The organism is Pseudomonas sp. AC229, from assembly GCF_979254655.1.
The window spans coordinates 222,189-245,432 of the sequence record NZ_CEEDHK010000001.1 but is presented as its reverse complement, the minus strand read 5'-3'; the positions used below and the strand labels follow the sequence as shown (position 1 = coordinate 245,432).

General features: G+C 61.7%; 20 protein-coding genes. 10 read left to right on the top strand and 10 right to left on the bottom strand.

Annotated elements, in window-relative coordinates; translation table 11 throughout:
- Positions 1–36: 36 nt before the first annotated feature.
- Both sbcD and AC0IW7_RS01045 read left to right on the top strand, forming a co-directional pair.
- A complete protein-coding gene (sbcD, locus tag AC0IW7_RS01050) occupies positions 37–1,257 on the top strand; it encodes an exonuclease subunit SbcD (RefSeq protein WP_471815598.1) in 1,221 nt (406 codons plus the stop codon).
- Entirely contained in the window at positions 1,254–4,697 is a 3,444-nt protein-coding gene (locus tag AC0IW7_RS01045) for an AAA family ATPase (RefSeq protein ID WP_471815407.1), read from the top strand. The genes sbcD and AC0IW7_RS01045 overlap by 4 nt, the downstream gene beginning before the upstream one ends.
- A gap of 92 nt (positions 4,698–4,789) precedes the next feature.
- Here the strand turns inward: AC0IW7_RS01045 and AC0IW7_RS01040 are convergent, their stop codons facing one another.
- Both AC0IW7_RS01040 and AC0IW7_RS01035 read right to left on the bottom strand, forming a co-directional pair.
- The gene (locus AC0IW7_RS01040; RefSeq protein WP_471815406.1) at positions 4,790–5,614 is read right to left on the bottom strand and encodes a substrate-binding periplasmic protein; all 825 of its coding nucleotides are present in this window, start codon (positions 5,612–5,614) and stop codon (positions 4,790–4,792) included.
- Between the two features lie 82 nt (positions 5,615–5,696).
- Positions 5,697–6,605, bottom strand: a complete 909-nt coding sequence (locus AC0IW7_RS01035; RefSeq protein ID WP_471815405.1) for a LysR family transcriptional regulator — start codon at positions 6,603–6,605, stop codon at positions 5,697–5,699.
- Positions 6,606–6,693: 88 nt separating this feature from the next.
- On the opposite strand from AC0IW7_RS01035, the gene AC0IW7_RS01030 reads away from it, so the two are divergent.
- Complete coding sequence (locus AC0IW7_RS01030) at positions 6,694–7,122, top strand: PACE efflux transporter (protein WP_471815404.1); 429 nt, start codon at positions 6,694–6,696, stop codon at positions 7,120–7,122.
- 128 nt (positions 7,123–7,250) lie between these two features.
- Here the strand turns inward: AC0IW7_RS01030 and rlmF are convergent, their stop codons facing one another.
- The 6 genes from rlmF to AC0IW7_RS01000 all read right to left on the bottom strand — a co-directional run bounded on the left by rlmF (position 7,251) and on the right by AC0IW7_RS01000 (position 14,289).
- Complete coding sequence (gene rlmF / locus AC0IW7_RS01025) at positions 7,251–8,222, bottom strand: 23S rRNA (adenine(1618)-N(6))-methyltransferase RlmF (RefSeq protein WP_471815403.1); 972 nt, start codon at positions 8,220–8,222, stop codon at positions 7,251–7,253.
- The gene (locus tag AC0IW7_RS01020) at positions 8,222–8,518 is read right to left on the bottom strand and encodes a winged helix-turn-helix domain-containing protein (protein WP_122494126.1); all 297 of its coding nucleotides are present in this window, start codon (positions 8,516–8,518) and stop codon (positions 8,222–8,224) included. The genes rlmF and AC0IW7_RS01020 overlap by 1 nt, the downstream gene beginning before the upstream one ends.
- A gap of 55 nt (positions 8,519–8,573) precedes the next feature.
- A complete protein-coding gene (locus AC0IW7_RS01015) occupies positions 8,574–11,405 on the bottom strand; it encodes a valine--tRNA ligase (RefSeq protein WP_471815402.1) in 2,832 nt (943 codons plus the stop codon).
- Positions 11,406–11,672: 267 nt separating this feature from the next.
- Positions 11,673–12,260, bottom strand: a complete 588-nt coding sequence (locus AC0IW7_RS01010) for a DNA polymerase III subunit chi (protein WP_471815401.1) — start codon at positions 12,258–12,260, stop codon at positions 11,673–11,675.
- 7 nt (positions 12,261–12,267) lie between these two features.
- Positions 12,268–12,687 (bottom strand): DNA polymerase III subunit chi, encoded by a 420-nt coding sequence (locus AC0IW7_RS01005; RefSeq protein WP_471815400.1) that lies wholly within the window; start codon positions 12,685–12,687, stop codon positions 12,268–12,270.
- A gap of 111 nt (positions 12,688–12,798) precedes the next feature.
- Positions 12,799–14,289, bottom strand: a complete 1,491-nt coding sequence (locus tag AC0IW7_RS01000) for a leucyl aminopeptidase (protein ID WP_471815399.1) — start codon at positions 14,287–14,289, stop codon at positions 12,799–12,801.
- 279 nt (positions 14,290–14,568) lie between these two features.
- On the opposite strand from AC0IW7_RS01000, the gene lptF reads away from it, so the two are divergent.
- Together lptF and lptG are read left to right on the top strand one after the other, a co-directional pair.
- The gene (gene lptF, locus AC0IW7_RS00995; RefSeq protein ID WP_463383642.1) at positions 14,569–15,690 is read left to right on the top strand and encodes an LPS export ABC transporter permease LptF; all 1,122 of its coding nucleotides are present in this window, start codon (positions 14,569–14,571) and stop codon (positions 15,688–15,690) included.
- Positions 15,683–16,744 (top strand): LPS export ABC transporter permease LptG, encoded by a 1,062-nt coding sequence (lptG, locus tag AC0IW7_RS00990; protein WP_463539893.1) that lies wholly within the window; start codon positions 15,683–15,685, stop codon positions 16,742–16,744. The genes lptF and lptG overlap by 8 nt, the downstream gene beginning before the upstream one ends.
- A gap of 67 nt (positions 16,745–16,811) precedes the next feature.
- Here the strand turns inward: lptG and AC0IW7_RS00985 are convergent, their stop codons facing one another.
- On the bottom strand, positions 16,812–17,306 hold the full coding sequence (locus AC0IW7_RS00985) for an RDD family protein (protein WP_463550395.1): 495 nt from the start codon (positions 17,304–17,306) through the stop codon (positions 16,812–16,814).
- 215 nt (positions 17,307–17,521) lie between these two features.
- On the bottom strand, positions 17,522–17,734 hold the full coding sequence (locus AC0IW7_RS00980; protein ID WP_122452556.1) for a cold-shock protein: 213 nt from the start codon (positions 17,732–17,734) through the stop codon (positions 17,522–17,524).
- 383 nt (positions 17,735–18,117) lie between these two features.
- Between AC0IW7_RS00980 and AC0IW7_RS00975 the strand changes: the two genes are divergently transcribed.
- The 5 genes from AC0IW7_RS00975 to AC0IW7_RS00955 are packed head-to-tail and all read left to right on the top strand — an operon-like array spanning position 18,118 to position 23,156.
- Positions 18,118–18,570, top strand: coding sequence for a MarR family winged helix-turn-helix transcriptional regulator (locus tag AC0IW7_RS00975; RefSeq protein ID WP_471815398.1), 453 nt, complete (start codon positions 18,118–18,120; stop codon positions 18,568–18,570).
- On the top strand, positions 18,567–20,657 hold the full coding sequence (locus AC0IW7_RS00970; protein WP_471815397.1) for an FUSC family protein: 2,091 nt from the start codon (positions 18,567–18,569) through the stop codon (positions 20,655–20,657). Before AC0IW7_RS00975 ends, AC0IW7_RS00970 begins: the two co-directional genes overlap by 4 nt.
- Positions 20,654–20,863 carry a DUF1656 domain-containing protein gene (locus AC0IW7_RS00965; RefSeq protein WP_122494117.1) on the top strand — a complete coding sequence of 70 codons (210 nt, stop codon included), beginning with the start codon at positions 20,654–20,656 and terminating at the stop codon, positions 20,861–20,863. The genes AC0IW7_RS00970 and AC0IW7_RS00965 overlap by 4 nt, the downstream gene beginning before the upstream one ends.
- On the top strand, positions 20,860–21,750 hold the full coding sequence (locus AC0IW7_RS00960; protein WP_463383638.1) for an efflux RND transporter periplasmic adaptor subunit: 891 nt from the start codon (positions 20,860–20,862) through the stop codon (positions 21,748–21,750). Before AC0IW7_RS00965 ends, AC0IW7_RS00960 begins: the two co-directional genes overlap by 4 nt.
- Positions 21,747–23,156 carry an efflux transporter outer membrane subunit gene (locus tag AC0IW7_RS00955; RefSeq protein ID WP_471815396.1) on the top strand — a complete coding sequence of 470 codons (1,410 nt, stop codon included), beginning with the start codon at positions 21,747–21,749 and terminating at the stop codon, positions 23,154–23,156. The genes AC0IW7_RS00960 and AC0IW7_RS00955 overlap by 4 nt, the downstream gene beginning before the upstream one ends.
- Positions 23,157–23,244 lie beyond the last annotated feature (88 nt).

The following is a 23,244-nucleotide window of genomic DNA, read 5'->3' as shown; positions in this document are numbered from 1 at the left end:
GGTTGGCGCCTTGAAAACCGCGAGAATAAAACCGGGATGCGCATTCTGCACAGCTCTGACTGGCACCTTGGCCAGCATTTTATGGGCAAGACCCGCCAAGCCGAGCACCAGGCTTTTACCACATGGTTGATTGAACAATGTGCGGTGCACGCCGTGGACGCGCTGATTATTGCCGGCGATATCTTCGACACCGGCGCTCCGCCCAGTTACGCCCGCGAGTTGTATAACGAATTTATCGTCGCCTTGCGCGCCACCGGCACGCAGTTGGTGGTGCTGGGCGGCAACCATGATTCGGTGGCCATGCTCGGCGAAAGCAAAAGCCTGCTGGCGCACCTGAATACCCGCGTTATTCCTGCCGTGTGCAATCCGCTAAGCGAGCAGGTGCTGGTGCTCAACGACCGCGCCGGTAACCCCGCCGCGTTGCTGTGCGGCATTCCTTTTATTCGTCCTCGCGACGTATTGCTCAGCCAGGCTGGGCAGAGCGCGCAAGACAAACAGCTGTCGCTGCAAGAAGCCATTCACGAGCATTACCAGCAGCTGTTTGCCCTGGCTGAAACTCGCCGTGATGAGCTGGGCGGTGCGCTGCCGATTATTGCCACGGGCCACCTCACCACCGTCGGCGCCAGCGCCAGCGAGTCGGTGCGCGAGATTTACGTCGGTGCCCTTGAAGCCTTCCCCACCAGTGCGTTTCCGCCGGCCGCGTATATCGCGCTGGGGCATATTCATCGGCCGCAGAAGGTCGGGGGGCTGGAGCATATTCGCTACTGCGGGTCGCCCATTCCGTTGAGCTTTGACGAAGCCAAACAGAGCAAAGAAGTGTTGTTGGTGGAGTTTGCCGGGCGCGAGTTGGCCAACATCCAGGCGCTGACGGTGCCGCGCTCGCAGGCGCTGGTGTCGGTGCGCGGTTCGCTGGTGGAGTTGCAGCAGGCGATCACCGAATCGGCGCAGCAGGGCACGGCCGAGCGGCCGGTGTGGCTGGAAGTGTGCGTGAGTGGCGACGACTACCTGAGCGATCTGCAAGCCCGCATTCAGGCGATGACTGAAGGGCTACCGGTGGAGGTGCTGCGAATTCGTCGTGAGCGCGGTAATGCCAGCGCCAGCCTGCAAGCCAACGCCAAGGAAACGCTGGATGAGTTGAGCACCGACGATGTGTTCGCCCAGCGCCTCGCCAGCGAAAGCGTGGAGCCCGAACTGCATCAGCGCTTGCATGGCTTATACCGGCAAGTGGTCAGCGAATTGCGTGAGGAGGACGTATGAAAATCCTCAGCCTGCGCCTCAAGAATCTCAACTCCCTGAAGGGCGAATGGAAGGTCGACTTCGCCGCCGAGCCGTTCAAAGACAACGGTCTGTTCGCCATCACCGGGCCGACGGGCGCCGGCAAAACTACATTGCTCGACGCCATCTGCCTGGCGCTTTACCACCGCACGCCGCGCATGAGTACGTTGTCGGCCAGTGCCAACGAATTAATGACCCGCCATACCGCCGATTGCCTGGCTGAGGTGGAGTTTGAGGTGAAGGGCCAGCGCTATCGGGCCTTCTGGAGCCAACGCCGCGCGCGGGACAAAAGCGACGGCGCATTGCAGGCGCCCAAGGTCGAGCTGGCCAAGGTCGATGCCAACACCGGCGAGGGCGAAATTCTCAGCGACAAGATCAACGAAAAGTACCGGCTGACCGAAAGCCTGACGGGGCTCGATTTCGAGCGGTTCACCAAGTCCATGTTGCTGGCGCAAGGCGGCTTTGCGGCGTTTCTCGAAGCCAACGCCAATCAGCGCGCCGAGCTGTTGGAAGAGCTGACCGGCACCGACATTTATGGGCAGATTTCCCAGCGCGTATTCGAGCGCACCCGCGAGGTGCGTGACGAGCTGGGCCACCTGCGCGCCCGCGCCGAGGGCGTCGAGTTGCTCACCGATGAGCAGCGTCAGGTGCTGGAAGAGGAGGGCGCGCAGCTGGGCGCCAGCGAGGCCGTATTGCTTGCCGAACAGCAGCAGCTTCAGCAGCAGCGGCAGTGGCGCGAAGACCTCGCAAAAGCCGAGCGTCAGGCGCAGTTGGCCGCGACTCAGGCGCAACACGCTAGCGCCCAACTGGCCGAGGCAGAGCCGCACTTGCAGCGCCTAGCCGCCAGCGCCCCGGCGCTGAAATTGCAGCCCAGCCATAGCGCCTGGCAACGGGCGTTGCAGTGCGTGGCGCAACGCACTCAGGAACTGGAAAGCACCGAGCAGGCCCAGCGCCAAGCCAGCCAACAGGTGCAGCGCGACCTCTGGCAGGCGTGTCAGCTGAGTCAACACATCGCCGCCGCTCGCCACACGCGGGCTGCGCAACTGTCTGACCAGTTGCAGACGTTGAGTCAGCAGCTCGCCGAGCAACCGCACCACGCTCAATGGGGCGAAAAACTTGGCGTATGGCGCGAACAGTTCGCCGCCGACGCCGAACTGGCCGCCGCCATTGCGCAACTGCAACAGCGTCACCAAGCGCTCGCGCAATCCGCCACCAGCGTCGCGCAGCAACTGAACACGGTGACGGCGCAAGTGGCCGAGGCGCAGGAGCAACTACAGCGCACCGAGGCCGCCGAACAGGCGCAGCACCAACAGCTGCAAACTCTGTTGGCCGGCCAGGCCGACGCTCAACTGCGCGACCTTGGCCAACGTCTGGTTGCTCAGGGGCATGGCCTGGAGCGCTTGCAGCAGATTGGCCTGCAACGCCAACAACTGGCGCAACAGGCCCAGCAATTGGCAACGGCGTTAGCGGAGTTAGCACTGGAAAAAGACGCCAAGGAGCAAAGCCTTATCGCGCTGCGCGAGCAGTACAAAGACGTGCAGCAACAGGTGCGTGACAAGGAAAAATTGCTGGAGCAAGAGCAGCGCATTCAGGCGCTGGATGCCTACCGGGCGCAGTTGCAAGCGCATGAGCCGTGCCCGTTGTGCGGCGCCTTGGAGCATCCGGCCGTCAGTGCTTATCAACAGCTCGACAGCTCGGCGACGCAACGGGAACTGCTGGCGAAAAAAACGCAGTTGGATACGCTGCGGGCCCAGGGCGAAGCCGTCAGCGCCGAGCTGGCCGCGCTGGTAGAGCGCGCCCAGCAACAGACCCAGCAACAGCAAAACGTGGAGCGTGAGCGAGTGCAGCAGGCCCAGCAATGGACCGAGCAGTGCTCCACATTGAACGTGGACCTGGAAGACAACGCTGAACTCAAGGCGGAGCAGGCGCGCCATCAACTCGCACTCGAAGACCTGCAGCAGCGCCTCGCGGCGGTGGACGTGCTCAAGGCCGCTATCGATTCGGCGCGCACCGCCAGTCAAGCGGCGCAGCTGCACCATCGCGACCGCCTCCAACAGCTCGCGCTACTGCACAAAGACCAGCACGCCACGGCGCAGCAGCAGGCAGAACTCGACGAGCAATTGGCTCGTGTAATCGAACAGCGCGGCGACCAGCAAACACGCCTGGCCGCCGCGTTGACTGAACTGGGCTACGCCCTGCCTGAAGACGGCGCCCAGTGGATAGCGGAACGTGAACAGGAATGGAGCCGCTACCAAGCGCGCCAGCGCGCGCTGCTTGATGTGCAAGGGCAACTGATCGACGCCCAACATGCGTTGAATACCGCCACCGAAGTCAGCGCCCAGTGGCAGCAACGTTGGCAAGCCCAAGGCCAGGAAGCACTGGCGCCGGTACCTGAGGACGACGATGCACTGTCTCGCTTGGCAGCGGTTGAGCAGGACTACAACGCTGCGTTGCAACATGTCAGCGCCTTGCTCGGCAAACACCAGACCCTCAGCGAACTGCTGGAAGCGGATCAACGCACCCTGCAATCGGCGCAGCAGGTCTGGCACGAGGCGCTGGCGCAGAGCCCGTTTGCCGACGAGGCGGCGTACCAGGCAGCACTATTGAGCGAGGCGCAACAGGCGCAGTTGCAGGCGCTGAAAACCTCACTGGAAAAAGCCCTGACCGAAGCCCAGGCCCTGCATGCCGCCAGCAGCGAAGCGCTCGCGCGCTTACAAGCCACGCCGCTTACCGAACTGGCGAGCGAGCAGCTGGATGCCCAGACGCAACAGGTTAGCGAGCAGCTCAAACAGCTCAGCCAACGCCAGGGTGAAATCCGCGCGCAACTGCACAGCGACACCACTCGCCGTGCCAGTCAGCAAGCGTTGTTTGCGGCGATCACAGACAAGGGCGCCGAGCATGACCTGTGGCAGCACCTCAACGGATTGATCGGCTCAGCGGACGGCGCCAAGTACCGCAAGTTCGCCCAAGGCCTGACACTCGATCATCTGGTCTATCTCGCCAATCAGCAGCTACAGCGCCTGCACGGCCGCTACCAACTAGCGCGGCGCGGCAGCGGCGAACTGGAACTTGAAGTGCTGGACACTTGGCAAGGCGACGTCGCCCGCGATTGCAAAACGCTGTCGGGCGGCGAGAGTTTTCTCGTCAGCCTGGCGTTGGCATTGGCTCTGTCCGACCTGGTCAGCCACAAAACCAGCATCGACTCGCTGTTCCTCGACGAAGGCTTCGGCACGCTCGACGGCGAGACGCTGGAGGTGGCGCTCGACGCTCTCGACGCGCTGAACGCCAGCGGCAAAATGATCGGCATCATCAGCCACGTCGAAGCCCTGAAAGAGCGGATACCGGTGCAACTGAAAGTGCACAAAAGTGTGGGGTTGGGCTACAGCGCACTGGATCGGCGATATGCGGTGACGCCGGGGTAATGCACGTACCTGTAGGAGCGGCTTCAGCCGCGAGCTTTTGCAGGCCCGACCCATCGCGGCTAAAGCCGCTCCTACAGGGGTGGTGTGGAGACTTATTCCACCGAACTCACCGCTGTGATCTGCTCTTCTGAATAGGTGCCGCGATAAAACGTGGCCAGGGTGCCGTCGCGTTTCATCTCATCGAGTGCGGTTTGCCAGCGCTGCACCGTGCTGTCGGGAGTGGCGAGGGAGAAAGCGATGTACAACTCGCGCATTTCCAGTTTAAGCACGCGGGTGATGGTGGTGGGCGGCAGACTGAGGCTGGCCAGGAAGGCGTCTTTTTCGACATCACTGGTGGCCCACATGGCGACGCGTTTGTGCAGCAACATGCTTAGGCATTGTTCCGGCAAGGTCGGCAGGGCCAGGTTAGCGAAGCCCTGCTGCACCAGCAGGTCGGCGCTGCTGTCGCCGTTGTAGGCGCAAATGCCGGAGCTGGCGCGGGCATCTTCCAGGCGTTCCAGCGGCTGGGCATTCTCTTCGAGGGCATACAGCCCCCGAGAGATGCGCTTGATCGGTCCCACCCACTTGAATAGGTTTTCGCGTTCGCGGGTGCGGGCCGTTTCGAACAGCGCGACGGGCTGGTCGCTCAAGGCGTAGTCGTAACCGCGCTTCCACGGGTGCAATTCTATTTCGGCGCTTTCGCCGGCACGCCGCATCAACTCGCGCACCATCTCGGCGGTGGGCCCGGTCACGCGACCGGACGCTTCCTGGTATTCGCCGGGTGGCGAATGTTCGGTGAGTACGCGCAGCTTGCCGCCGGTGTTATTCGGTTCGGCTGAAGCCATCACGGGAAGGGTAAACAGCGCGGCCAGCAACAGTCGGCAAACGACAGGAACACGACGGGCATACACGGCCATGCGGTCGGTCTCCTCAGTCATGTTTCACCTGCTCTGGCCAGTCGAAGAAACCGGAAGGCTATCAGAACTCTGCGGCTTCGACAGGGCAATTTAATGCCCCGAATCAGTGCGGTTTAGAGCGCTTGGTGGCCTGTTGGCGCTGGTCGCGCACTAGCTCAATAAAGTGCTGCGCACCGAGGCCCAGTGGCCTGCTGTTGGACCACACCAAGTCGACCCACAAAGAGAGCTGGGAAATGTTGCTCAGCTGCAATTCCACCAAGCTGCCGGCCTGCAATGTTGGGCGCACCAACGACTCCGGCAAATAGCCCCAGCCGAGCCCGGCCTGCATCATGCGCAGGGCGGCGGTGTGGCTGTCGGTGCGCCAGTGGTGATGGGCTTGCAGAAAACGCGGTTGCAGCGGCTCCGGGTCACGCCCGGCCACGACGATTTGCCGGTGCTCGGCCAGTTCATCGATGCGCAGTTGGCGGCCGCTGGCGATGGCGGGATGGTGCGGAGCAATGACTGCCAACAGCGTTTCCTGGGTGGTTTCCTGGCAGCACTCGCGGCTGTCGAAGTTGGGGTTTTCAAACACCAGCGCCAACTGCACACGGCCTTCATGCAGCAGGCGAATGGCATCGGCTTCGGGCGCGGCCAGCACTTCTACATCCAAGGTCGGGTAGCGCTCAGCCAGCTTGGCCAGTGGCGTGGCCCAATCGGAGGCGAGCAGTTCCGGGGCGATGGCCAGGCTCAGGCAGCTCTCCAATCCAGTCGACAACGCCAAGGCTTGCGCTTCCCACAGCTCGAACTGCTGCAACATGAAACGTGCCTTGGCTTGCAGGGCAAGCGCCGCGGCGGTGGGTTGCGGCTCACGGCCGGAACGGTCGAACAGCTCCAGATTCAGGTCGGCTTCCAGATTGCTGATGGTCATGCTCACTGCCGAAGGAACCCGCCCAATGCTGCGCGCCGCCGCCGAGAACGAGCCCTTGTCGAGCACGGCGAGGAACACTTGCACGGCGTCTTTGCTGAGGCTCATCTATCAGATTTCCTGAAACAAGCTGACTGAAGGTTTCAGTGCATTAGAAATACAGTGGCCGCACATTGGCAAGCGTGAGTACGCGGTGATGCAAGGCAAAAAACGTAAAGTGGTGCAAGCCATCAGTTACGAAGCGGTGGCACTGGTGCTGATTACGCCTGCGCTGGCTTGGGTGTTCGACGGCGGACTGGCCGCTACGGGCGCCTTGGCAGCGGCGCTGTGCCTGGTGGCGCTGGTGTGGAATATGGTGTTCAACAGCCTGTTCGAGGGCTGGGAAAAGCGTCAGCGCAAACCTCAGCGCACGTTGGCGCGACGGGTTCTACATGCGGTCACGTTCGAGTTGGGGTTGTTGCTGATGACGGTGCCGATGTTGGTTTGGGGGTTGAGCATCGACTGGTGGCAAGCGCTGGTGGCCGATTTTTCCCTGATGCTGTTTTTTCTTCTGTACGCGTTTGTATTTCAGTGGGGTTTCGATCTGCTGTTCGGAGTGCCGAGTGCAACGTTGGGCCACTCCTGACTTAACCCATCGTCATTCCCGCGCACGCGCAATCCAGGGTGTTGCGTCGGTCTCGATAGAGGGGAACGCTCAGCGATTCCGGATTCCCGCTTTTACGCGGACGACGGGGAATTGCCTACCGTTTTGAACTAACCCCAACGCGCTTTGCGCCACGCGCGGCGCTGGTTCTTGTCGAGGAACGTCCAGGCCACGAAACGGCTCTGCTTTTGCCCTTGGGCCATATCCACCACTCGAATATCGCCGGCCCCGAGGGTTTGCAGCCGCGCTTGCAGCAAGGCGACGTTGCTGACTTTCGACACCAGAGTGCTGAAGCAAAACACCTGCTCGCCAACGGCCACGCTTTCTTCGGCCATGCGGCTGACAAACGCCAACTCGCCCCCTTCACAATGGAGTTCGTTGCTTTGCCCGCCAAAGTTAAGTTCGGGCAGCGTGCGGTTGGGGTCGAGCTTGCCGAGGTTTTTCCACTTGCGCTGGCTGCCGCTGCGGGCTTCGTCCAGCGAGGCGTGGAAGGGTGGATTGCAGAGGGTGAAATCGAAGCGTTCTTCGCTGCCGATCAGGCCGTTGAAGATATGCGTGGCGTCTGTTTGCTGACGTAATTCGATCGCCGCAGCAGCCTGCGGGTTGGCGCTAAGAATGGCAGCGGCCGAGGCCAGCGACTGCGCATCGATGTCGGCGCCGACAAAGCTCCAGCCGTACTCATGCTGACCAATCAGCGGATAGATGCAGTTGGCGCCCACGCCGATGTCCAGACCGCGCACGCCCGCACCGCGCGGGATGACCCCGTCATGGCTGGCGCCGAGCAGGTCAGCTAGGTAGTGCAAATAGTCGGCACGGCCCGGCACGGGTGGGCACAGGTAAGCCGGCGGAATGTCCCAGCCGCGAACGCCGTAGAACTGCTGAAGCAGCGCGCGGTTGAAGGCTTTTACTGCCGCAGGATTGGCGAAGTCGATGCTTTGCTTGCCGTAGGGGTTGATGATCAGAAAGGCGCCCAGCTCGGGGCTGGCTTTGATCATCTGGGCAAAGTCGTAACGGCCTTGATGGCGGTTACGCGGGTGCAGCACGGCCTTCTTCTCAGCCTGTGCCGGTTTTTTTGCGGACATTACGGATAACCCAGAACGCGCTTTATTTGTGGCAGGTTGGCGCCGATCCACTGTTTGTCGATGGCGCCCCAACTGCGAATTTCGTAGTGCCCGGCGTTGTTGCGCTCGCCGGCTTGCTGGGCGAAGTGACAGTCGATATCCAGGTCGGCCAGGGCCAGCAAGGTGTCTTGAGCGGTACGCCGAGGCATGCCGGTGACACCCACCAACGCCGGCACATTGGTGGCGCCGCCGCTGTCGATCAACCACGCCACGTACAGGCGGCGGTAGTAGCTGCTTTTGGTTTTGCTGACATCCATGGCGGCGACCTCGATAAGAAACGGCCCTGAAAATCAGGGCCGTGGAGTAGAGAGCTTAGAGGCTGGCGATGCGGGCGCGCTGTTCATTGAACTTGGCCACGGCCTGTTCGGCCTCGGCCAGTTTGGCGCGCTCTTTGGCGATGACGTCGGCGGGTGCCTTGTCGACAAACGCGGCGTTGCCAAGTTTGCCGCCAACACGCTGCACTTCCTGGCTGAGACGTTGAATCTCTTTGTCCAGGCGCGCCAGTTCGGCGTCCTTGTCGATCAGCCCGGCCATGGGCACCAGCACCTGCATGTCGCCCACCAAGGCGGTGGCAGACATGGGGGCTTCAGCGCCGGCCGCCAGCACGGTGACGTTATCGAGCTTGGCCAGTTTGTTCAGCAGCGGCGCGTTGTCGTTGAGGCGACGCTGGTCTTCACTGCTGACGTTTTGCAGGAACACGTCGATGCGTTTGGCCATGGAGATGTTCATCTCGCCACGGATCTGGCGCAGGCCCAACATCAGCGCTTTTACCCACTCGATATCGCCTTCGGCAGCGGCATCGATGCGTGTTTCGTTAGCCACGGGCCAGGCTTGCAGCATGATGGTTTCACCGCTGACGCCGGCCTGCGCTTTGATGCGCTGCCAGATTTCTTCGGTGATAAACGGCATAAACGGATGCGCCAGGCGCAGGATGACTTCGAGCACGCGCACCAGCGTGCGACGGGTACCGCGCTGGCGCTCGATGGGCGCGTTCTCGTCCCACAGAACCGGTTTGACCAGTTCCAGGTACCAGGCGCAGTACTCGTCCCACACGAATTCGTAGAGGCTTTGTGCGGCCAGGTCGAAGCGGAAATTGTCGAGTTGACGGGTTACTTCGGCTTCGGTGCGTTGCAGCTGGGAGATGATCCAGCGGTCCACCGAGGACAAGTCGACTTCTTCTCCGTTAACGCCGGTGTCCTGGCCGTCGGTGTTTTCAATCACAAAGTTGGCGGCGTTCCACAGCTTGTTGCAGAAGTTGCGGTAGCCCTCGACGCGGCCCATGTCGAACTTGATGTCGCGGCCGGTGGAGGCCAGCGAGCAGAAGGTGAAGCGCAGGGCGTCGGTGCCGTAGCTGGCGATGCCTTCGGGGAATTCCGCCTTGGTTTGCTTGGCGATTTTCTCGGCCATTTTCGGCTGCATCAGGCCGCTGGTGCGTTTTTCCAGCAGCGTGTCGAGGTCGATGCCGTCGACGATGTCCAACGGGTCGAGCACGTTGCCCTTGGACTTGGACATTTTCTGGCCTTGGCCGTCGCGCACCAGACCGTGCACATACACGGTCTTGAACGGAATCTGCCCGGTCAGGTGGGTGGACAGCATGATCATCCGGGCGACCCAGAAGAAAATGATGTCGAAACCGGTCACCAGCACGTCGGTGGGGTGGAAGGTTTTCAGCGCTTCGGTCTGGTTGGGCCAGCCGAGGGTGGAGAACGTCCACAGGCCGGAGCTGAACCAGGTGTCGAGCACGTCTTCGTCCTGGCGCAGGGCGATGTCGCCGAGGTTGTGCTTGGCGCGCACCTCTGCTTCGTCACGGCCTACATAAACCTGGCCGGCTTCGTCGTACCAGGCCGGAATGCGGTGGCCCCACCAGAGTTGGCGGCTGATGCACCAGTCCTGGATGTCGCGCATCCAGCTGAAGTACATGTTTTCGTACTGCTTGGGCACGAACTGAATTTCGCCGCTCTCAACAACAGCGATGGCTTTTTCGGCCAGCGGCTTGGTGGACACGTACCACTGATCCGTCAGCCACGGCTCGATCACGGTGCCCGAGCGGTCGCCCTTAGGCACTTTCAAGGCGTGGTCATCGACTTTTTCAAGCAAGCCCTGGGCGTCGAGGTCGGCAACCATTTGCTTGCGCGCGACGAAGCGGTCCATGCCGGCGTATTGCTGCGGCAAGCTGGCGTCGAACTCGGCGTTGACGCTGCCGTCGATGTTGAACACCTGGGCGCGGCCGAGCAGGGCGGCGTTTTTGTCCAGCACGTTGATCAGCGGCAGGTTGTGGCGCTTGCCTACTTCGTAGTCGTTGAAGTCGTGCGCCGGGGTGATTTTCACGCAGCCGGTGCCGAATTCGGGGTCGCAGTACTCGTCGGCAACAATAGGAATGCGGCGGCCAACCAGTGGCAGTTCAACGAACTTGCCGATCAGCGCTTGATAACGCTCATCGCTCGGGTGCACAGCGACGGCGCTGTCACCCAGCAGGGTTTCCGGGCGGGTGGTGGCGACGATCAGATAGCCCAGGCCATCGGCGGTTTTGGCGCCGTCGGCCAACGGGTAACGCAGGTTCCAGAGGAAACCTTTCTCGTCGTGGTTTTCCACTTCCAAGTCGGAAATGGCGGTGTGCAGCTTGGTGTCCCAGTTCACCAGACGCTTGCCGCGATAGATCAGGCCGTCCTCATGCAAGCGCACGAACGCTTCCTGCACGGCTTCTGACAGGTCGGGGTCCATGGTGAATTTTTCGCGGCTCCAGTCAACGGAGGAGCCGAGGCGGCGAATTTGCCGGCTGATATTGCCGCCGGACTGGCCTTTCCATTCCCAGACTTTTTCCAGGAATTTTTCACGCCCCAGGTCGTGGCGGCTTAGGCCTTGGGCGCCGATTTGACGCTCTACCAACATTTGCGTGGCGATGCCGGCGTGGTCGGTGCCGGGCTGCCACAGGGTGTTGCGACCTTGCATCCGACGAAAGCGAATCAGCGCATCCATGATCGCGTTGTTGAAGCCGTGGCCCATGTGCAGGCTGCCGGTGACGTTCGGCGGCGGGATCATGATGGTGTAGGAGTCGCCGCTACCTTGCGGGGCGAAATAGTTCTTCGACTCCCAGGTTTCGTACCAGGAGGTTTCAATGGCGTGGGGCTGGTACGTCTTGTCCATGCGGATCGGGACCCTGTTTTGGCAGCTAATCGGAAAGCCGGGAAGTATAACGGGGATGGCTGCGATCGGGGAACGCGAGTGATGCGGGGTTGGGGTGGAGCACCGGTTTGTCGGGGTTTTCAATGGTCCCACGGGGAAATGGTTGCGGCTGCTTTGAAATCGCATCCCTCTGCGCGAGCCTGGACCCCCGCGTTCGCGGGGATGACGGTCGTTTGGGACGGATTATGGCGTGACTCGCCGGTAAGGCGGGCAAGCCATTGCGTTAGCTCAACCCTTACGCGGCGGCAACAGTCGGGTCAGGCGCGCTTCGAGGCGGCGTTTGAGTTCGGCTTCAATTTGCGGCACGAAGTCGTCGATGACGTCTTGCAGAATCAACTGCGCGGCGGCGCGCAGTTCTGCGTCCAGGCGCAGCAGGTCGCTGGTGGTGTTGCTGGTCATTACGCTGCGCTGCACCGTTTGGGCGGTGTTCGCTGGCGCCGGCGCGGGCGCTGAGGCAGATGGCGGTGGCGGCGTTAGCGCAGCCGGCGATGGGTCGGGGCGGGCGACCGCAGGCGGCGGCACATGGGCGGGCGCGGCGGGAATGCTCGGGCGCGGCTGCGGCTCAGGCTGCGGTGGCGGCGCTGAATGAAGCAGGGGCTGCGCGGTGACAGGAGCTGGCGCCGTGGGGCCGGGCGCGACGATGTCGGAGAGCAGCGGAATCTGGCCCATTTCCACCGAGTCGGTGAGCAGCGGCAAATCGGCAAAATCGTCGGTAACGCCTGGGCCGGTGGGTTCCTTGTGGCTCAGAAACTCACGAATCGACTCCAGGTCGTCGAGCAGGTGGTGGGGCTTTTGCGGCGGTTTTGGTGTGTCCATGGGCAGGCTACAGTTCAACTCGCTTGGGGTCATAACCCTGCTGGCGGTAGGTGCGGAAGTTTTCCCGCGAGCTCGCCAATTGTTCGGGTTGCTGGTTAACGATTTCGATCACCCGGCTGAAACGTTGCACATGGGGTGACAGGCTGCTGTTGAGGTTGATGAGCAAGCCTTGGCTGGCCGCCGGCTCGTCGTCCAGGCCAATCACCACCGGCGCATTCGGTGCGTCGCGGTGCAGGCTGTGGGGTACGAAGGTTTCGGCCTTGAAACGCCACAAAAGTTCGTCCACTTCGCTGCATTGCGCTTCATCGCTTGCGCGCATGAACACGGGCATGCCGTGGCGCCAGGCCTTCATCGCCAACTGACACGCCGCGCGCAAACGGTCGGCGGGGACGGTGGAGGAGAGGACGTAGAATTCGATGCGGGGCATGGTGGAGTGGGTTCTCAGAATGCGTAAAACGCTCTTTGTAGGAGCGGCTTTAGCCGCGATGCTCCTGAAAAACATCGCGGCTAAAGCCGCTCCCACAGGAACAGCGCCGTTTTAAACCTTGATGCGATCTAACAGATATTGCGTCAGCAATGGCACCGGGCGGCCGGTGGCGCCCTTGTCTTTGCCGCCGCTGATCCACGCCGTGCCGGCAATGTCCAGGTGCGCCCAGTTGAGGTTTTTGGTGAAGCGCGACAGGAAGCAGGCGGCGGTGATGGTGCCGGCTTTCGGCCCGCCAATGTTGGCGATGTCGGCGAACGGGCTGTCGAGCTGCTCCTGGTATTCGTCGAACAGCGGCAACTGCCAGGCACGGTCGTCAGCGGTTTGGCCAGCGGCGAGCAGCTGTTGCACCAGTTCGTCGTTATTGCCGAGCAGACCGGAGGTGTGGCTGCCCAGCGCGACGATGCAGGCGCCGGTCAGGGTGGCGATGTCGATGACCGCTTGTGGCTTGAAACGCTCGGTGTAGGTCAGGGCGTCGCACAGCACCAGACGGCCTTCGGCGTCGGTGTTGAGAATTTCGACGGTCTGGCCGCTCATGGTGGTGACGATGTCGCCCGGGCGCGTGGCGCTGCCGCTGGGCATGTTTTCGGCGCAGGCCATAACGCCCACCAGGTTGATCGGCAGCTGCATTTCGAGCACGGCTTTAAAGGTGCCGAAGACACTGGCGGCGCCGCCCATGTCGTACTTCATTTCGTCCATGCCGGCGGCGGGCTTGATGCTGATGCCGCCGGTGTCGAAGGTGATGCCTTTACCCACCAGCGCAAACGGCTGCTCGCCTTTCTTGCCGCCGTTGTATTGCAGCACGATCAGGCGCGGCGGTTGCACGCTGCCCTGGGCCACGGCCAGGAACGAGCCCATGCCGAGGTCTTTGAGTTTTTTCTCATCCAGCACCTCGACCTTGAGCGCCTTGTAGGCTTTGCCCAGGGCTTTGGCCTGCTCGCCCAGGTAAGTGGGGTGGCAAATGTTCGGTGGCAGGTTGCCGAGGTCGCGGGTAAAGGCCATGCCGGCAGCGATGGCTTGCGCTTGAACGCTGGCGCGCTCGACGTCGGCGAGGCTGGCTTTCTCAGTCAGTAATGTGATTTTGCCGAGAGGGCGGGGTTTGCTCTTCTGGCTTTTGAATTGCTCGAAGCTGTATTGGTTGTCGGCCAGGGTTTCCACCACCAGACGGGTTTTGCTGTAGGTGTCGCGACCTTTTACCTGCAAATCATCGAGGGCCAGAACCGCGTCTTTGCCGCCCAGGCTTTTCAAGGAAGTGTGCGCGGCGGTGACTACTTTGCGCAGTTGACGGTCAGAGAGTTCGCTCTCTTTACCAACGCCGACCAGCAACACGCGCTCGGCTTTGAGATTGGGCAGGCTTTGCAGCAGAAGGGTTTGGCCGACTTTGCCGGTCAGGTCGCCGCGCTTGAGTACGCTGCTGAGTGCGCCGTTGCTGGCGACATCGAGAATCTGGGCGGCGCCGCTGAGTGCGCGGTCTTCGCCGACGGCGACTACCAGGGTGGCGGTTTTCAGTGCGTCTGGACGTGCGTTCTTAACAACAAATTCCATGGCGAGGAGTCCCCAAGACAACCGGTAGGTATTACAGGATAATGCCGCGCTCGATCGGTGTTGAACCGCGCGGCCAGAAAAGGCCTTTTGCAAAAACGGGCTCGGACTGCGCAGCTGGCTCTAGTAAACTCCGCGTCCTTGTCGTTGTTCGGCAGGCGTGAACCGCGTTGGTTTCGTATCCACACCTGCAAATTTTTCGGTCGTCGGCCTTATAGGGCCGGCAACAGGCAGCTAGTTTGAGCTTAGCCGCCTGAGCCTGACAACCCTGGAGTGTCTGGTTTGATTGTCTTCCGTTATCTGTCCCGTGAAGTGCTGCTGACCCTCAGCGCGGTGAGTGCCGTGTTGCTGGTGATCATCATGAGTGGTCGCTTCATCAAGTACCTGGCGCAGGCTGCGCAGGGTGCGCTCGATCCCGGCGTGCTGTTTTTGATCATGGGCTTTCGCCTGCCAGGTTTCCTTGAGCTGATTCTGCCGCTGGGATTGTTCCTCGGTATTTTGCTGGCGTACGGGCGTTTGTACCTGGACAGCGAAATGACCGTGCTGGCCGCCACCGGCATGAGCCAACAGCGCCTGCTGGCCTACACCTTGGCGCCGGCCACGCTGGTGGCATTGATTGTGGCGTGGCTGAGCATGGGCTTGGCGCCACAAGGCGTGGCCCAGGTGGCGAAAATTCTCAATGAGCAAGACGCCCTCACCGAATTCGACACGCTGGTTCCCGGCCGTTTCCAGGCCATGCGCAGCGGCACGCGCGTGACCTACACGCAGGAAATGTCGGATGACCGCAGCCAATTGGGCGGCATCTTCATCTCGGAAAAACGCCTGTCGAAAGAGGGCGATAAAGAGCGCGGTATCACCGTGCTGGTGGCCGATAAAGGCCGCCAGGAAATTCAGCCCGACGGCAGCCGCTACCTGATTCTGGAAAACGGCTACCGCTACGACGGCAACCCCGGCGCTGCCGACTACCGCGCCATCAAGTACGACACCTACGGCGTGTTGCTGGTGAAACCGGAAGTCAGCAGCGATATCAGTGAGCGTGAAGCGTTGACTACCCGCGAGCTGATCGGCAGCGACGAGCCACGCCATCAGGCCGAACTGCAATGGCGCATATCCATTCCCCTGCTGGTGTTTGTGGTCACATTGCTGGCGGTGCCGCTGTCGCGGGTGAACCCACGTCAGGGTCGCTTCCTCAAGTTGCTGCCGGCCATCCTTCTTTATATGGCGTACCTGTCGTTGCTGATCGCCGCTCGCGGCGCATTGGACAAGGGCAAGATTCCCATGAGCCTTGGCTTGTGGTGGGTACACGGGTTGTTTTTGCTGATTGGTCTGACGCTGCAGTTCTGGGAGCCGATGCGCCTGAAGTTGGCGGGTCGCCGCATGGCGCGGGAGTTGGCGCATGGTTAAGTTGGATCGTTACATCGGCAAAGCCGTGTTTTTGGCGATTTTGTCGGTGCTGGGCATCATCGTTGGCTTGGCGTTGTTGTTCGCCTTTATCGATGAACTGGGCGACGTGCAGGGCAGCTACGGCCTGGACGACGCGGCGTGGTACGTGTTCCTGACCTCGCCCCGGCGGGTCTATGAAATGCTGCCGATGGCCGCGTTGATCGGTTGCCTGATTGGCCTGGGTAGCCTGGCCAGCAGCAGCGAGCTGACGATTATGCGAGCGGCCGGTGTGTCGGTTGGCCGTATTGTTTGGGCGGTGATGAAACCGATGCTGGTGCTGATGTTGGCCGGCGTGCTGATCGGCGAATACCTCGCGCCTTGGAGCGAAAATATCGGCCAGGCCAGCCGCTCCATGGCCCAGGGCGGCGGCGAAGCGCAGAGTTCCAAGCGCGGCGTGTGGCACCGTCAGGGCAACGAGTTCGTCCACATCAACGCCGTGCAACCCAACGGCGTGCTGTATGGCGTTACCCGGTACGAGTTCGACAAAGAGCGGCACTTGCAGTCGTCGAGCTTCGCCAAGAAGGCGCAGTATCAGGGCGACCATTGGCAGCTCGAAGACGTTGCGACCACCGTATTCCATGAGCGCAACACCGAAGTGGTGCAAACCCCGACCGAGCGCTGGGACGTGCAGCTGACGCCGCAACTGCTCGGCACTGTGGTGCTCGAGCCGGAAGCGCTCTCTGTGACCGGTCTGTGGCGTTACATCCATTACCTGGCCGACCAAGGCTTGGCTAACGGCAAATACTGGCTGGCGTTCTGGACCAAAGTGCTGCAACCGGTGGTGACCGCCGCGTTGGTGCTGATGGCCATCTCCTTCATCTTTGGTCCGCTGCGTTCGGTGACGCTCGGCCAGCGCGTGTTTACCGGCGTGCTGGTGGGCTTTGTGTTCCGCATTGCCCAGGACCTGCTCGGCCCATCGAGCCTGGTGTTCGGCTTCCCGCCGTTGCTGGCCGTGCTGATCCCGAGTTTGATTTGTGCGGTGGCCGGGTTCTGGATGTTGAGGCGAGCGGGGTAAATCTCGCGCAAAGAAAAGCCGGCTTAATGCCGGCTTTTTTGTGGGCCGATGGTGAGGCCGCGATGCTTTAGCTCTTTTTCTTCTTCGGAATATGCACCAGCCGCGTCTCCGAATAGATGTCATGCCAGCTGCGTTTTTGCTTGTCCCAGAGCGCCCATAGGAAACCCAGCCCCAGGCACAGCCACGACGCCATCGACACCATAAACCGCAGCAGTGCTTGCCAAAGGCTGATGGCGCTGCCGTCGGCGTTCTGCACGCGCACGCCCCACACTTGCATGCCGAGGGTCTGGCCGGAGTGAGTCCAGAACTTGGCGAAGAAGGCGAAAATGGCCAGCAGCACCACCGTGGAAAAGACCGGATCAACATCCAGCGCTCGGTTGTTGGCCAATTCCTGCAAACGCTCGCTGCCGAAAATCAGGCGCAGCACCACCTGCTGATAGAGCAGGCCGGTGACGATGGCGATGGCCACGCACAACAGAAAGTCATAAAACATCGCGGCAAGGCGGCGGGGCAGGGCGACAGGGGGGAAGTCACCCTGGGGCTGGAGAAGACGTTTGGACATGCAAGGCTCGCGGTGAGTGAAAAGCGCGAGGCACTTTACTGCAAAAGTGGTGTTGGGAAAAAACTCGCTGTCTCGTCGGCCGGCTCTGTTGTAGGAGCAACCTTGGTCGCGAACCCTGCAAACCTCGGCGAATGGCGTTTCCAGGATTCGCCAGCAAGCTGGCTCCTACAACAAAAAGCCCCGCACTTGGCGGGGCTTTTTGTTTCGCGTTCGGATCAGCCGATAACTTGGACTTGATCTGCTTGCAGGCCTTTTTGACCTTGTACCGAAACGAAGCTGACTTTCTGGCCTTCTTTCAGGCTCTTGAAGCCGTCGCCTTCGATAGCGCGGAAGTGCACGAACAGATCCGGACCGCTTTCTGGAGTGATGAAACCAAAACCTTTCTCGTCGTTAAACCACTTGACGGTACCGTTCTGACGATTCGACATATCTTATTTCCTTGGAACTTGAGTTGATGACAGCCTCGGTTTTCTATCGAGGGCTGGACTGGTTGCAGGGAGTAAGAAAAGCCGAGCGGGATGTAGCAAATCGAAGATCTACTGCACCAGGTCGCGATTCAACGGCGACCCATGCAAACACAGTGGGCGAAAAGATACGCCAACTTTATGCCGAAAAACAACCCCCGGAATTAGCCCGTACAGCGCCTGAATACGGTGCTTCCAGAGCTTTTTGGCATAGCTTCAAAACCGCTCGGAATAGCAACTGAGTGTCGGCTGGAACACGCTTGTAAAGTCACCATGCGGTAATTGACTCGTGGAAATTTCCGAGAATACAATTAGCTTGCTAACTAATTAATTTTCTCGTGTTTCCGATGACCCTCGACGCTCTCCAGCTCAGTATCAGCAGCGGCATGGTAACGACCGCGCGCCATTGGCGACGCATTTGCCAAGCCACGCTGGCCAACTATGGAATTTCCGAAGCCTGTGCCGTGCCACTGCTGATGATCGTGCGCCTGGGCGATGGCGTGCGGCAGGTGGCAGTGGCGCAGGCGGCGGGGTTGGAAAGTCCCTCTCTGGTGCGCTTGCTTGACCAACTCTGCCGCGCCGGTCTGGTCTGTCGCTGCGAAGACCCCGACGACCGCCGCGCCAAAGCCCTAAGCCTGACGCCGCGCGGTCGCGAGCTGGCCGAGTCGATTGAAACCGAGCTGGTACGCCTGCGCCGAGACGTGCTCAAAGACATTCCCGCCGCCGACCTCGAAGCGACGTTGCGCGTGATGCGTGCCTTTGAAGACGCCGGCCGAAATCAGAATGGGGCGCCGACATGACCGGCTTCTTCGCCGGCATGCCACCGGCGCGCGACTGGTTCTACGGCGTGCGCACCTTTGCCGCCTCGATGCTCGCGCTGTACATCGCGATGATCATGCAGATGCCGCGTCCCTATTGGGCGATGGCCACGGTGTATATCGTCTCCAGTCCCTTTGTCGGCCCCACCAGTTCCAAGGCGCTGTATCGCGCGGTCGGCACATTTGTCGGCGCGGCGGCGGCCGTGTTCTTCGTGCCGATGTTTGTGCAGGCACCGTTGATGCTTTCAATAGTGGTGGCGCTGTGGACCGGCACGCTGCTGTTCTTGTCGCTGCACCTGCGCACGGCCAACAGCTACGCGCTGATGCTTTCGGGCTACACGTTGCCGCTGATTGCTCTGCCGGTGGTGGATAACCCCAGCGCAGTGTTCGATATCGCGTCGTCGCGCACGCAGGAAATTTTTCTGGGCATCGTGTGCGCCGCTGTGGTGGGCGCGGTGTTCTGGCCGCGTCGCCTGGCACCCGTCTTTATGGACGCTGCACGGGCCTGGTTCGCCGATGCCACACGCTACAGTCAGCACTTTCTTACCCGTGGCGCCTCGCCGGCCGAGGTGGGTTCTTTGCGCGCGGCCATGGTCGCCAGTTTCAACTCGTTGGAGCTGATGATTGGCCAACTCCCCCACGAAGGTGCGCAACCGCAGACGGTGCGCAACAGCAAAGAGCTGCGTGGGCGGATGATTCATCTACTGCCGGTAATCGACGGCCTGGACGACGCGCTGATCGCCATCGAACGTCGCTCGCCCGATCTGGTCGCGCTGCTCGCGCCGCTTCTGGAGCAGACCCAGCAGTGGCTCCTGAGCACCACCGAAGACGCTGACCCCGCCCGCTGGCGCGCCGTGCGCGACCAACTTGAAGCGCTGCAGCCCAGCACCGAAGCATTGGATGAGCGACGGCAATTGCTGTTGTCCAACGCGCTGTATCGGCTGGGTGAATGGATCGACTTGTGGCAAGACTGCCGCAGCTTGCAGCACGCGCTGCTGCTGGATGACCAAACTCCGTGGCGCGCGGTTTATCGCCACTGGCGCCTGGGTCGGTTAACGCCGTTTTTCGACCGGGGTCTGATGCTGTATTCAGTGGTTTCCACCGTCAGCGCGATCATTGTCGCCTCCTTGTTGTGGATCGGACTGGGCTGGACCGACGGCGGCAGCGCCGTCATTTTGGCCGCCGTGGCCTGCAGCTTTTTCGCTGCGATGGACGACCCGGCGCCGCAGATTTATCGGTTCTTTTTCTGGACTGCGATGTCGGTCTTGTTTGCCAGCCTCTACCTGTTTCTGATCCTGCCAAACCTGCACGACTTCCCCATGCTGGTGCTGGCGTTTGCCGTGCCTTTTATTTGCGTGGGCACCCTCACCGTGCAGCCGCGCTTTTACCTGGGCATGTTGCTGACCATCGTTAACACCTCCTCGTTCATCAGCATCCAGGGCGCCTACGACGCCAACTTCATGACCTTTATCAACAGCAACCTCGCCGGGCCGGTGGGGCTGTTGTTTGCGTTTGTCTGGACCCTGGTGATGCGCCCGTTTGGCGTGGAGGTGGCGGCCAAGCGCATGACCCGTTTCAGCTGGCGCGACATCGTCGCTCTCACCGAACCGGCGACGTTGGCCGAGCACCGGCGTATGGGCGTGCGCATGCTCGACCGGCTGATGCAGCATTTGCCGCGCCTGACTCAGACCGCTCAAGACACCGGCGGCGCGTTGCGTGATTTGCGCGTGGCGCTGTGTTTGCTCGATGTGCTGGCGTATCTGCCGCGCTTGCCGCAGGCCGCGCAGGGCCAGTTGCAACAAGTGGTGGCAGAGGTGGGTGAGTACTTTCGCGCCTGCCTGAAAGCGGGTGAGCGCCTGCCGGCACCCGTGGGCCTGCTGATGACCATGGACCGGGCGCGACGGGCGCTGAATGTGTCCGCCTGCGCCGACGCCGAACAGGCGCGCTTGCACAGCTTGCTCGCCCTCAGCGGTTTGCGTCTGGCCTTGCTGCCCGGCGCGGAAGTGCTGGTTGAGGCGGGTCAGGAACCGGAGCAACTTCCTTACGGTATCGATGGAGCGTCTTTGTGATCGGTGATCTGGATATCAGCGGCGTGTTTCTGCCCACGCTGTTGGTGATGATGGCGTTTACCTATGTGTTGTACCTGTTGGTGCACGGGCTGTTGAACCGCGCGCACTTCTATCGCCTGGTCTGGCACCGGGCCCTGTTTAACGTTGCTCTGTATGCCGTGCTGCTTGGTGCGGTGGATGCCATTTGCCGAAGCCTGATGCTATGAAAAAACCGATGTTGACCTTGGGCCGTGTGGTCCTGACGTTGTTAATGGTGACCCTGGCGGCCGTCGTGGTGTGGCGCATGGTGATGTATTACATGTTCGCGCCGTGGACGCGCGACGGGCATATTCGCGCCGACGTGATTCAGATTGCCCCCGATGTGTCTGGCCTAATCGAAGGCGTGAATGTGCATGACAACCAGCCGGTCAAGCGCGGCGATGTGCTGTTCACCATCGATCAGGAGCGCTTCACCTTGGCGCTGCGTCAGGCCGAAGCCAGCGCCGCCGAACGCAAGGAAGCGCTGGCCCAGGCGCAGCGTGAAGCCAAGCGTAATCGCGGGTTGGGTAATTTGGTGGCGCGCGAACAGTTGGAAGAAAGCCAGTCTCGCGAGAGCCGCGCGCAGTCCGCCGTAGCCGCCGCGCAGGTGGCGGTGGATGCCGCCAAACTGAACCTGGAGCGCTCAGTGATCCGCAGCCCGGTCGACGGCTACCTCAACGACCGGGCGCCGCGCGCCCATGAATTCGTCACAGCGGGCCGGCCGGTGCTGTCGGTGGTCGACAGCGAGTCGTTCCATATCGACGGTTATTTCGAAGAAACCAAGCTGCAGCACATTCGCGTCGGCCAAGCCGTGGACATTCGCGTGCTCGGCGACAACACCCGCCTGCGCGGCCACGTGCAAAGCGTGGCCGCTGCGGTGGAAGACCGCGATCGCAGCAGCGGCAGCAACCTTCTTCCAAACGTGAACCCGGCATTCAGTTGGGTGCAATTGGCCCAACGGATTCCCGTGCGCATTGCGCTGGACGAAGTGCCAGCGGACTTCCGCATGATTGCCGGGCGCACGGCGACGGTGTCGATTATCGAGGGCAGCGACAAGGCGGAGCCTGGGCAATGAAGCGCTATGCAGTGATCGGCTTTGCCACGGTGCTGTCCGCCTGCCAGGCGGTTGGCCCGGACTACCAGTTGCCCACTGATGCGGCGGTCGCCCGTGGCGATTTGCAGGGGCAATTGGCAACGGGCAATAGCGACGTGGTGTCGGCGCCGGTGCCGGCGGATTGGTGGCGGCTTTACCAGGACGCGCGCCTGGACCAATTGGTGCAGCAGGCGTTGGCGTCCAACACCGATTTGCGTGTGGCGGCCGCAAACCTGGCGCGTGCCCGCACGCAGGTAGAACAGGCGCAGGCCGAAGGTGGCTTCAGCGGCAGCGCGCGGTTTGGCGCGGAGCGTTTGCAGGAGTCTGGCGAGGCATTCCTGCTGGAGGAGAAAGTGCCGGTGGCCAACATTGGCAGCGGTTCGATCAACACCTCCTACCAGTTCGACTTGTGGGGCACCTTGCAGCGCGGTATCGAGTCGGCGCAGGCAAATGCCGATGCGGCTCAGGCGGCAGCGGACACGGCGCGCATCACCCTGGTGGCCGAAGTGGTTCGCGCCTACACCCAGGTGTGCGCCGCCAATGAAGAGCGGCACATCGCCCAGCAGTCGTTGGACTTGCAAGAAAAAGGCGTGACCCTGGTGCAACGCCTGCGCGATGCCGGGCGCGGTGACGAAACCCAGGTGACGCGCACGCAAACCCAGTTCAAATCGCTGCGCGCGGAAATGCCGCGCTACGACGCGGCACAGCAGGCGGGACTGTTCACGTTGTCGATGCTGGTTGCCAAGCCGGTCAGCGAGCTTCCAGCCGGGGTGAGCGACTGCGCCGAGCTGCCGCATATCGCCCAACTGGTGCCAGTGGGCGACGGCGCGGAGCTGCTTAAGCGGCGTCCGGATATTCGCCAGGCCGAGCGCAATCTGGCCGCCGCCACGGCGAAGATTGGCGTGGCGACCGGGCAGCTTTATCCAAACATCAGCATTGGCGCGACGGTCGGTACGGTGGGCATTCTTGAGCACCTGGGCGAGCCGGCGACTAATCGTTGGGGCTTCGGTCCGCTCATCAGCTGGACCATTCCCACCAACGGCGCTCGAGCCCGCATTCGCGAAGCCGAAGCGGCGACGCAGGCGGCGCTGGCGCATTTCGACGGTGTGGTGCTTAACGCCGTACGCGAAACGCAGACAGGACTGGTGCAATACAGCGCCATGCTTGACCGTCGCGACGCCTTGGCTGACGCCGAGCATTCGGCGCAGCAGGCGGCGGACCAGACGCACCAATTCTTCCAGGCCGGCCGCGCGTCGTTTCTTGCCGACCTGCAAGCGACTAGAACCTACACCGACATGCGCGCGCAGTTGGCTGCGGCCAATACGCAAGTGGCGATGGCGCAGATCAATTTGTTCTTGGCGTTGGGCGGGGGTTGGCAGAAGCCGTAGAGCAAAAGCTTCGCGAGCAAGCTCGCTCCTACAGATTGCGCGCGTGTAGGAGCGAGCTTGCTCGTGAAGCGCTTTATAAAAACGCAGG

What these genes read in the sequence shown, in the direction of transcription:
- AC0IW7_RS01035 (WP_471815405.1), bottom strand. Translation starts at nt 6,605, where the DNA reads ATGAGCCTCAGCAAAGACGCCGTGCAAGTGTTCCTCGCCGTGCTCGAC.
- AC0IW7_RS01005 (WP_471815400.1), bottom strand. Translation starts at nt 12,687, where the DNA reads ATGCCCCGCATCGAATTCTACGTCCTCTCCTCCACCGTCCCCGCCGAC.
- AC0IW7_RS01000 (WP_471815399.1), bottom strand. Translation starts at nt 14,289, where the DNA reads ATGGAATTTGTTGTTAAGAACGCACGTCCAGACGCACTGAAAACCGCC.
- AC0IW7_RS00980 (WP_122452556.1), bottom strand. Translation starts at nt 17,734, where the DNA reads ATGTCGAATCGTCAGAACGGTACCGTCAAGTGGTTTAACGACGAGAAA.
- AC0IW7_RS00960 (WP_463383638.1), top strand. Translation starts at nt 20,860, where the DNA reads ATGAAAAAACCGATGTTGACCTTGGGCCGTGTGGTCCTGACGTTGTTA.
- AC0IW7_RS00985 (WP_463550395.1), bottom strand. Translation starts at nt 17,306, where the DNA reads ATGTCCAAACGTCTTCTCCAGCCCCAGGGTGACTTCCCCCCTGTCGCC.
- AC0IW7_RS01040 (WP_471815406.1), bottom strand. Translation starts at nt 5,614, where the DNA reads ATGACTGAGGAGACCGACCGCATGGCCGTGTATGCCCGTCGTGTTCCT.
- AC0IW7_RS01015 (WP_471815402.1), bottom strand. Translation starts at nt 11,405, where the DNA reads ATGGACAAGACGTACCAGCCCCACGCCATTGAAACCTCCTGGTACGAA.
- AC0IW7_RS01010 (WP_471815401.1), bottom strand. Translation starts at nt 12,260, where the DNA reads ATGGACACACCAAAACCGCCGCAAAAGCCCCACCACCTGCTCGACGAC.
- AC0IW7_RS01020 (WP_122494126.1), bottom strand. Translation starts at nt 8,518, where the DNA reads ATGGATGTCAGCAAAACCAAAAGCAGCTACTACCGCCGCCTGTACGTG.
- AC0IW7_RS00975 (WP_471815398.1), top strand. Translation starts at nt 18,118, where the DNA reads ATGACCCTCGACGCTCTCCAGCTCAGTATCAGCAGCGGCATGGTAACG.
- AC0IW7_RS00955 (WP_471815396.1), top strand. Translation starts at nt 21,747, where the DNA reads ATGAAGCGCTATGCAGTGATCGGCTTTGCCACGGTGCTGTCCGCCTGC.
- lptG (WP_463539893.1), top strand. Translation starts at nt 15,683, where the DNA reads ATGGTTAAGTTGGATCGTTACATCGGCAAAGCCGTGTTTTTGGCGATT.
- AC0IW7_RS01045 (WP_471815407.1), top strand. Translation starts at nt 1,254, where the DNA reads ATGAAAATCCTCAGCCTGCGCCTCAAGAATCTCAACTCCCTGAAGGGC.
- AC0IW7_RS00970 (WP_471815397.1), top strand. Translation starts at nt 18,567, where the DNA reads ATGACCGGCTTCTTCGCCGGCATGCCACCGGCGCGCGACTGGTTCTAC.
- sbcD (WP_471815598.1), top strand. Translation starts at nt 37, where the DNA reads ATGCGCATTCTGCACAGCTCTGACTGGCACCTTGGCCAGCATTTTATG.
- AC0IW7_RS01030 (WP_471815404.1), top strand. Translation starts at nt 6,694, where the DNA reads ATGCAAGGCAAAAAACGTAAAGTGGTGCAAGCCATCAGTTACGAAGCG.
- rlmF (WP_471815403.1), bottom strand. Translation starts at nt 8,222, where the DNA reads ATGTCCGCAAAAAAACCGGCACAGGCTGAGAAGAAGGCCGTGCTGCAC.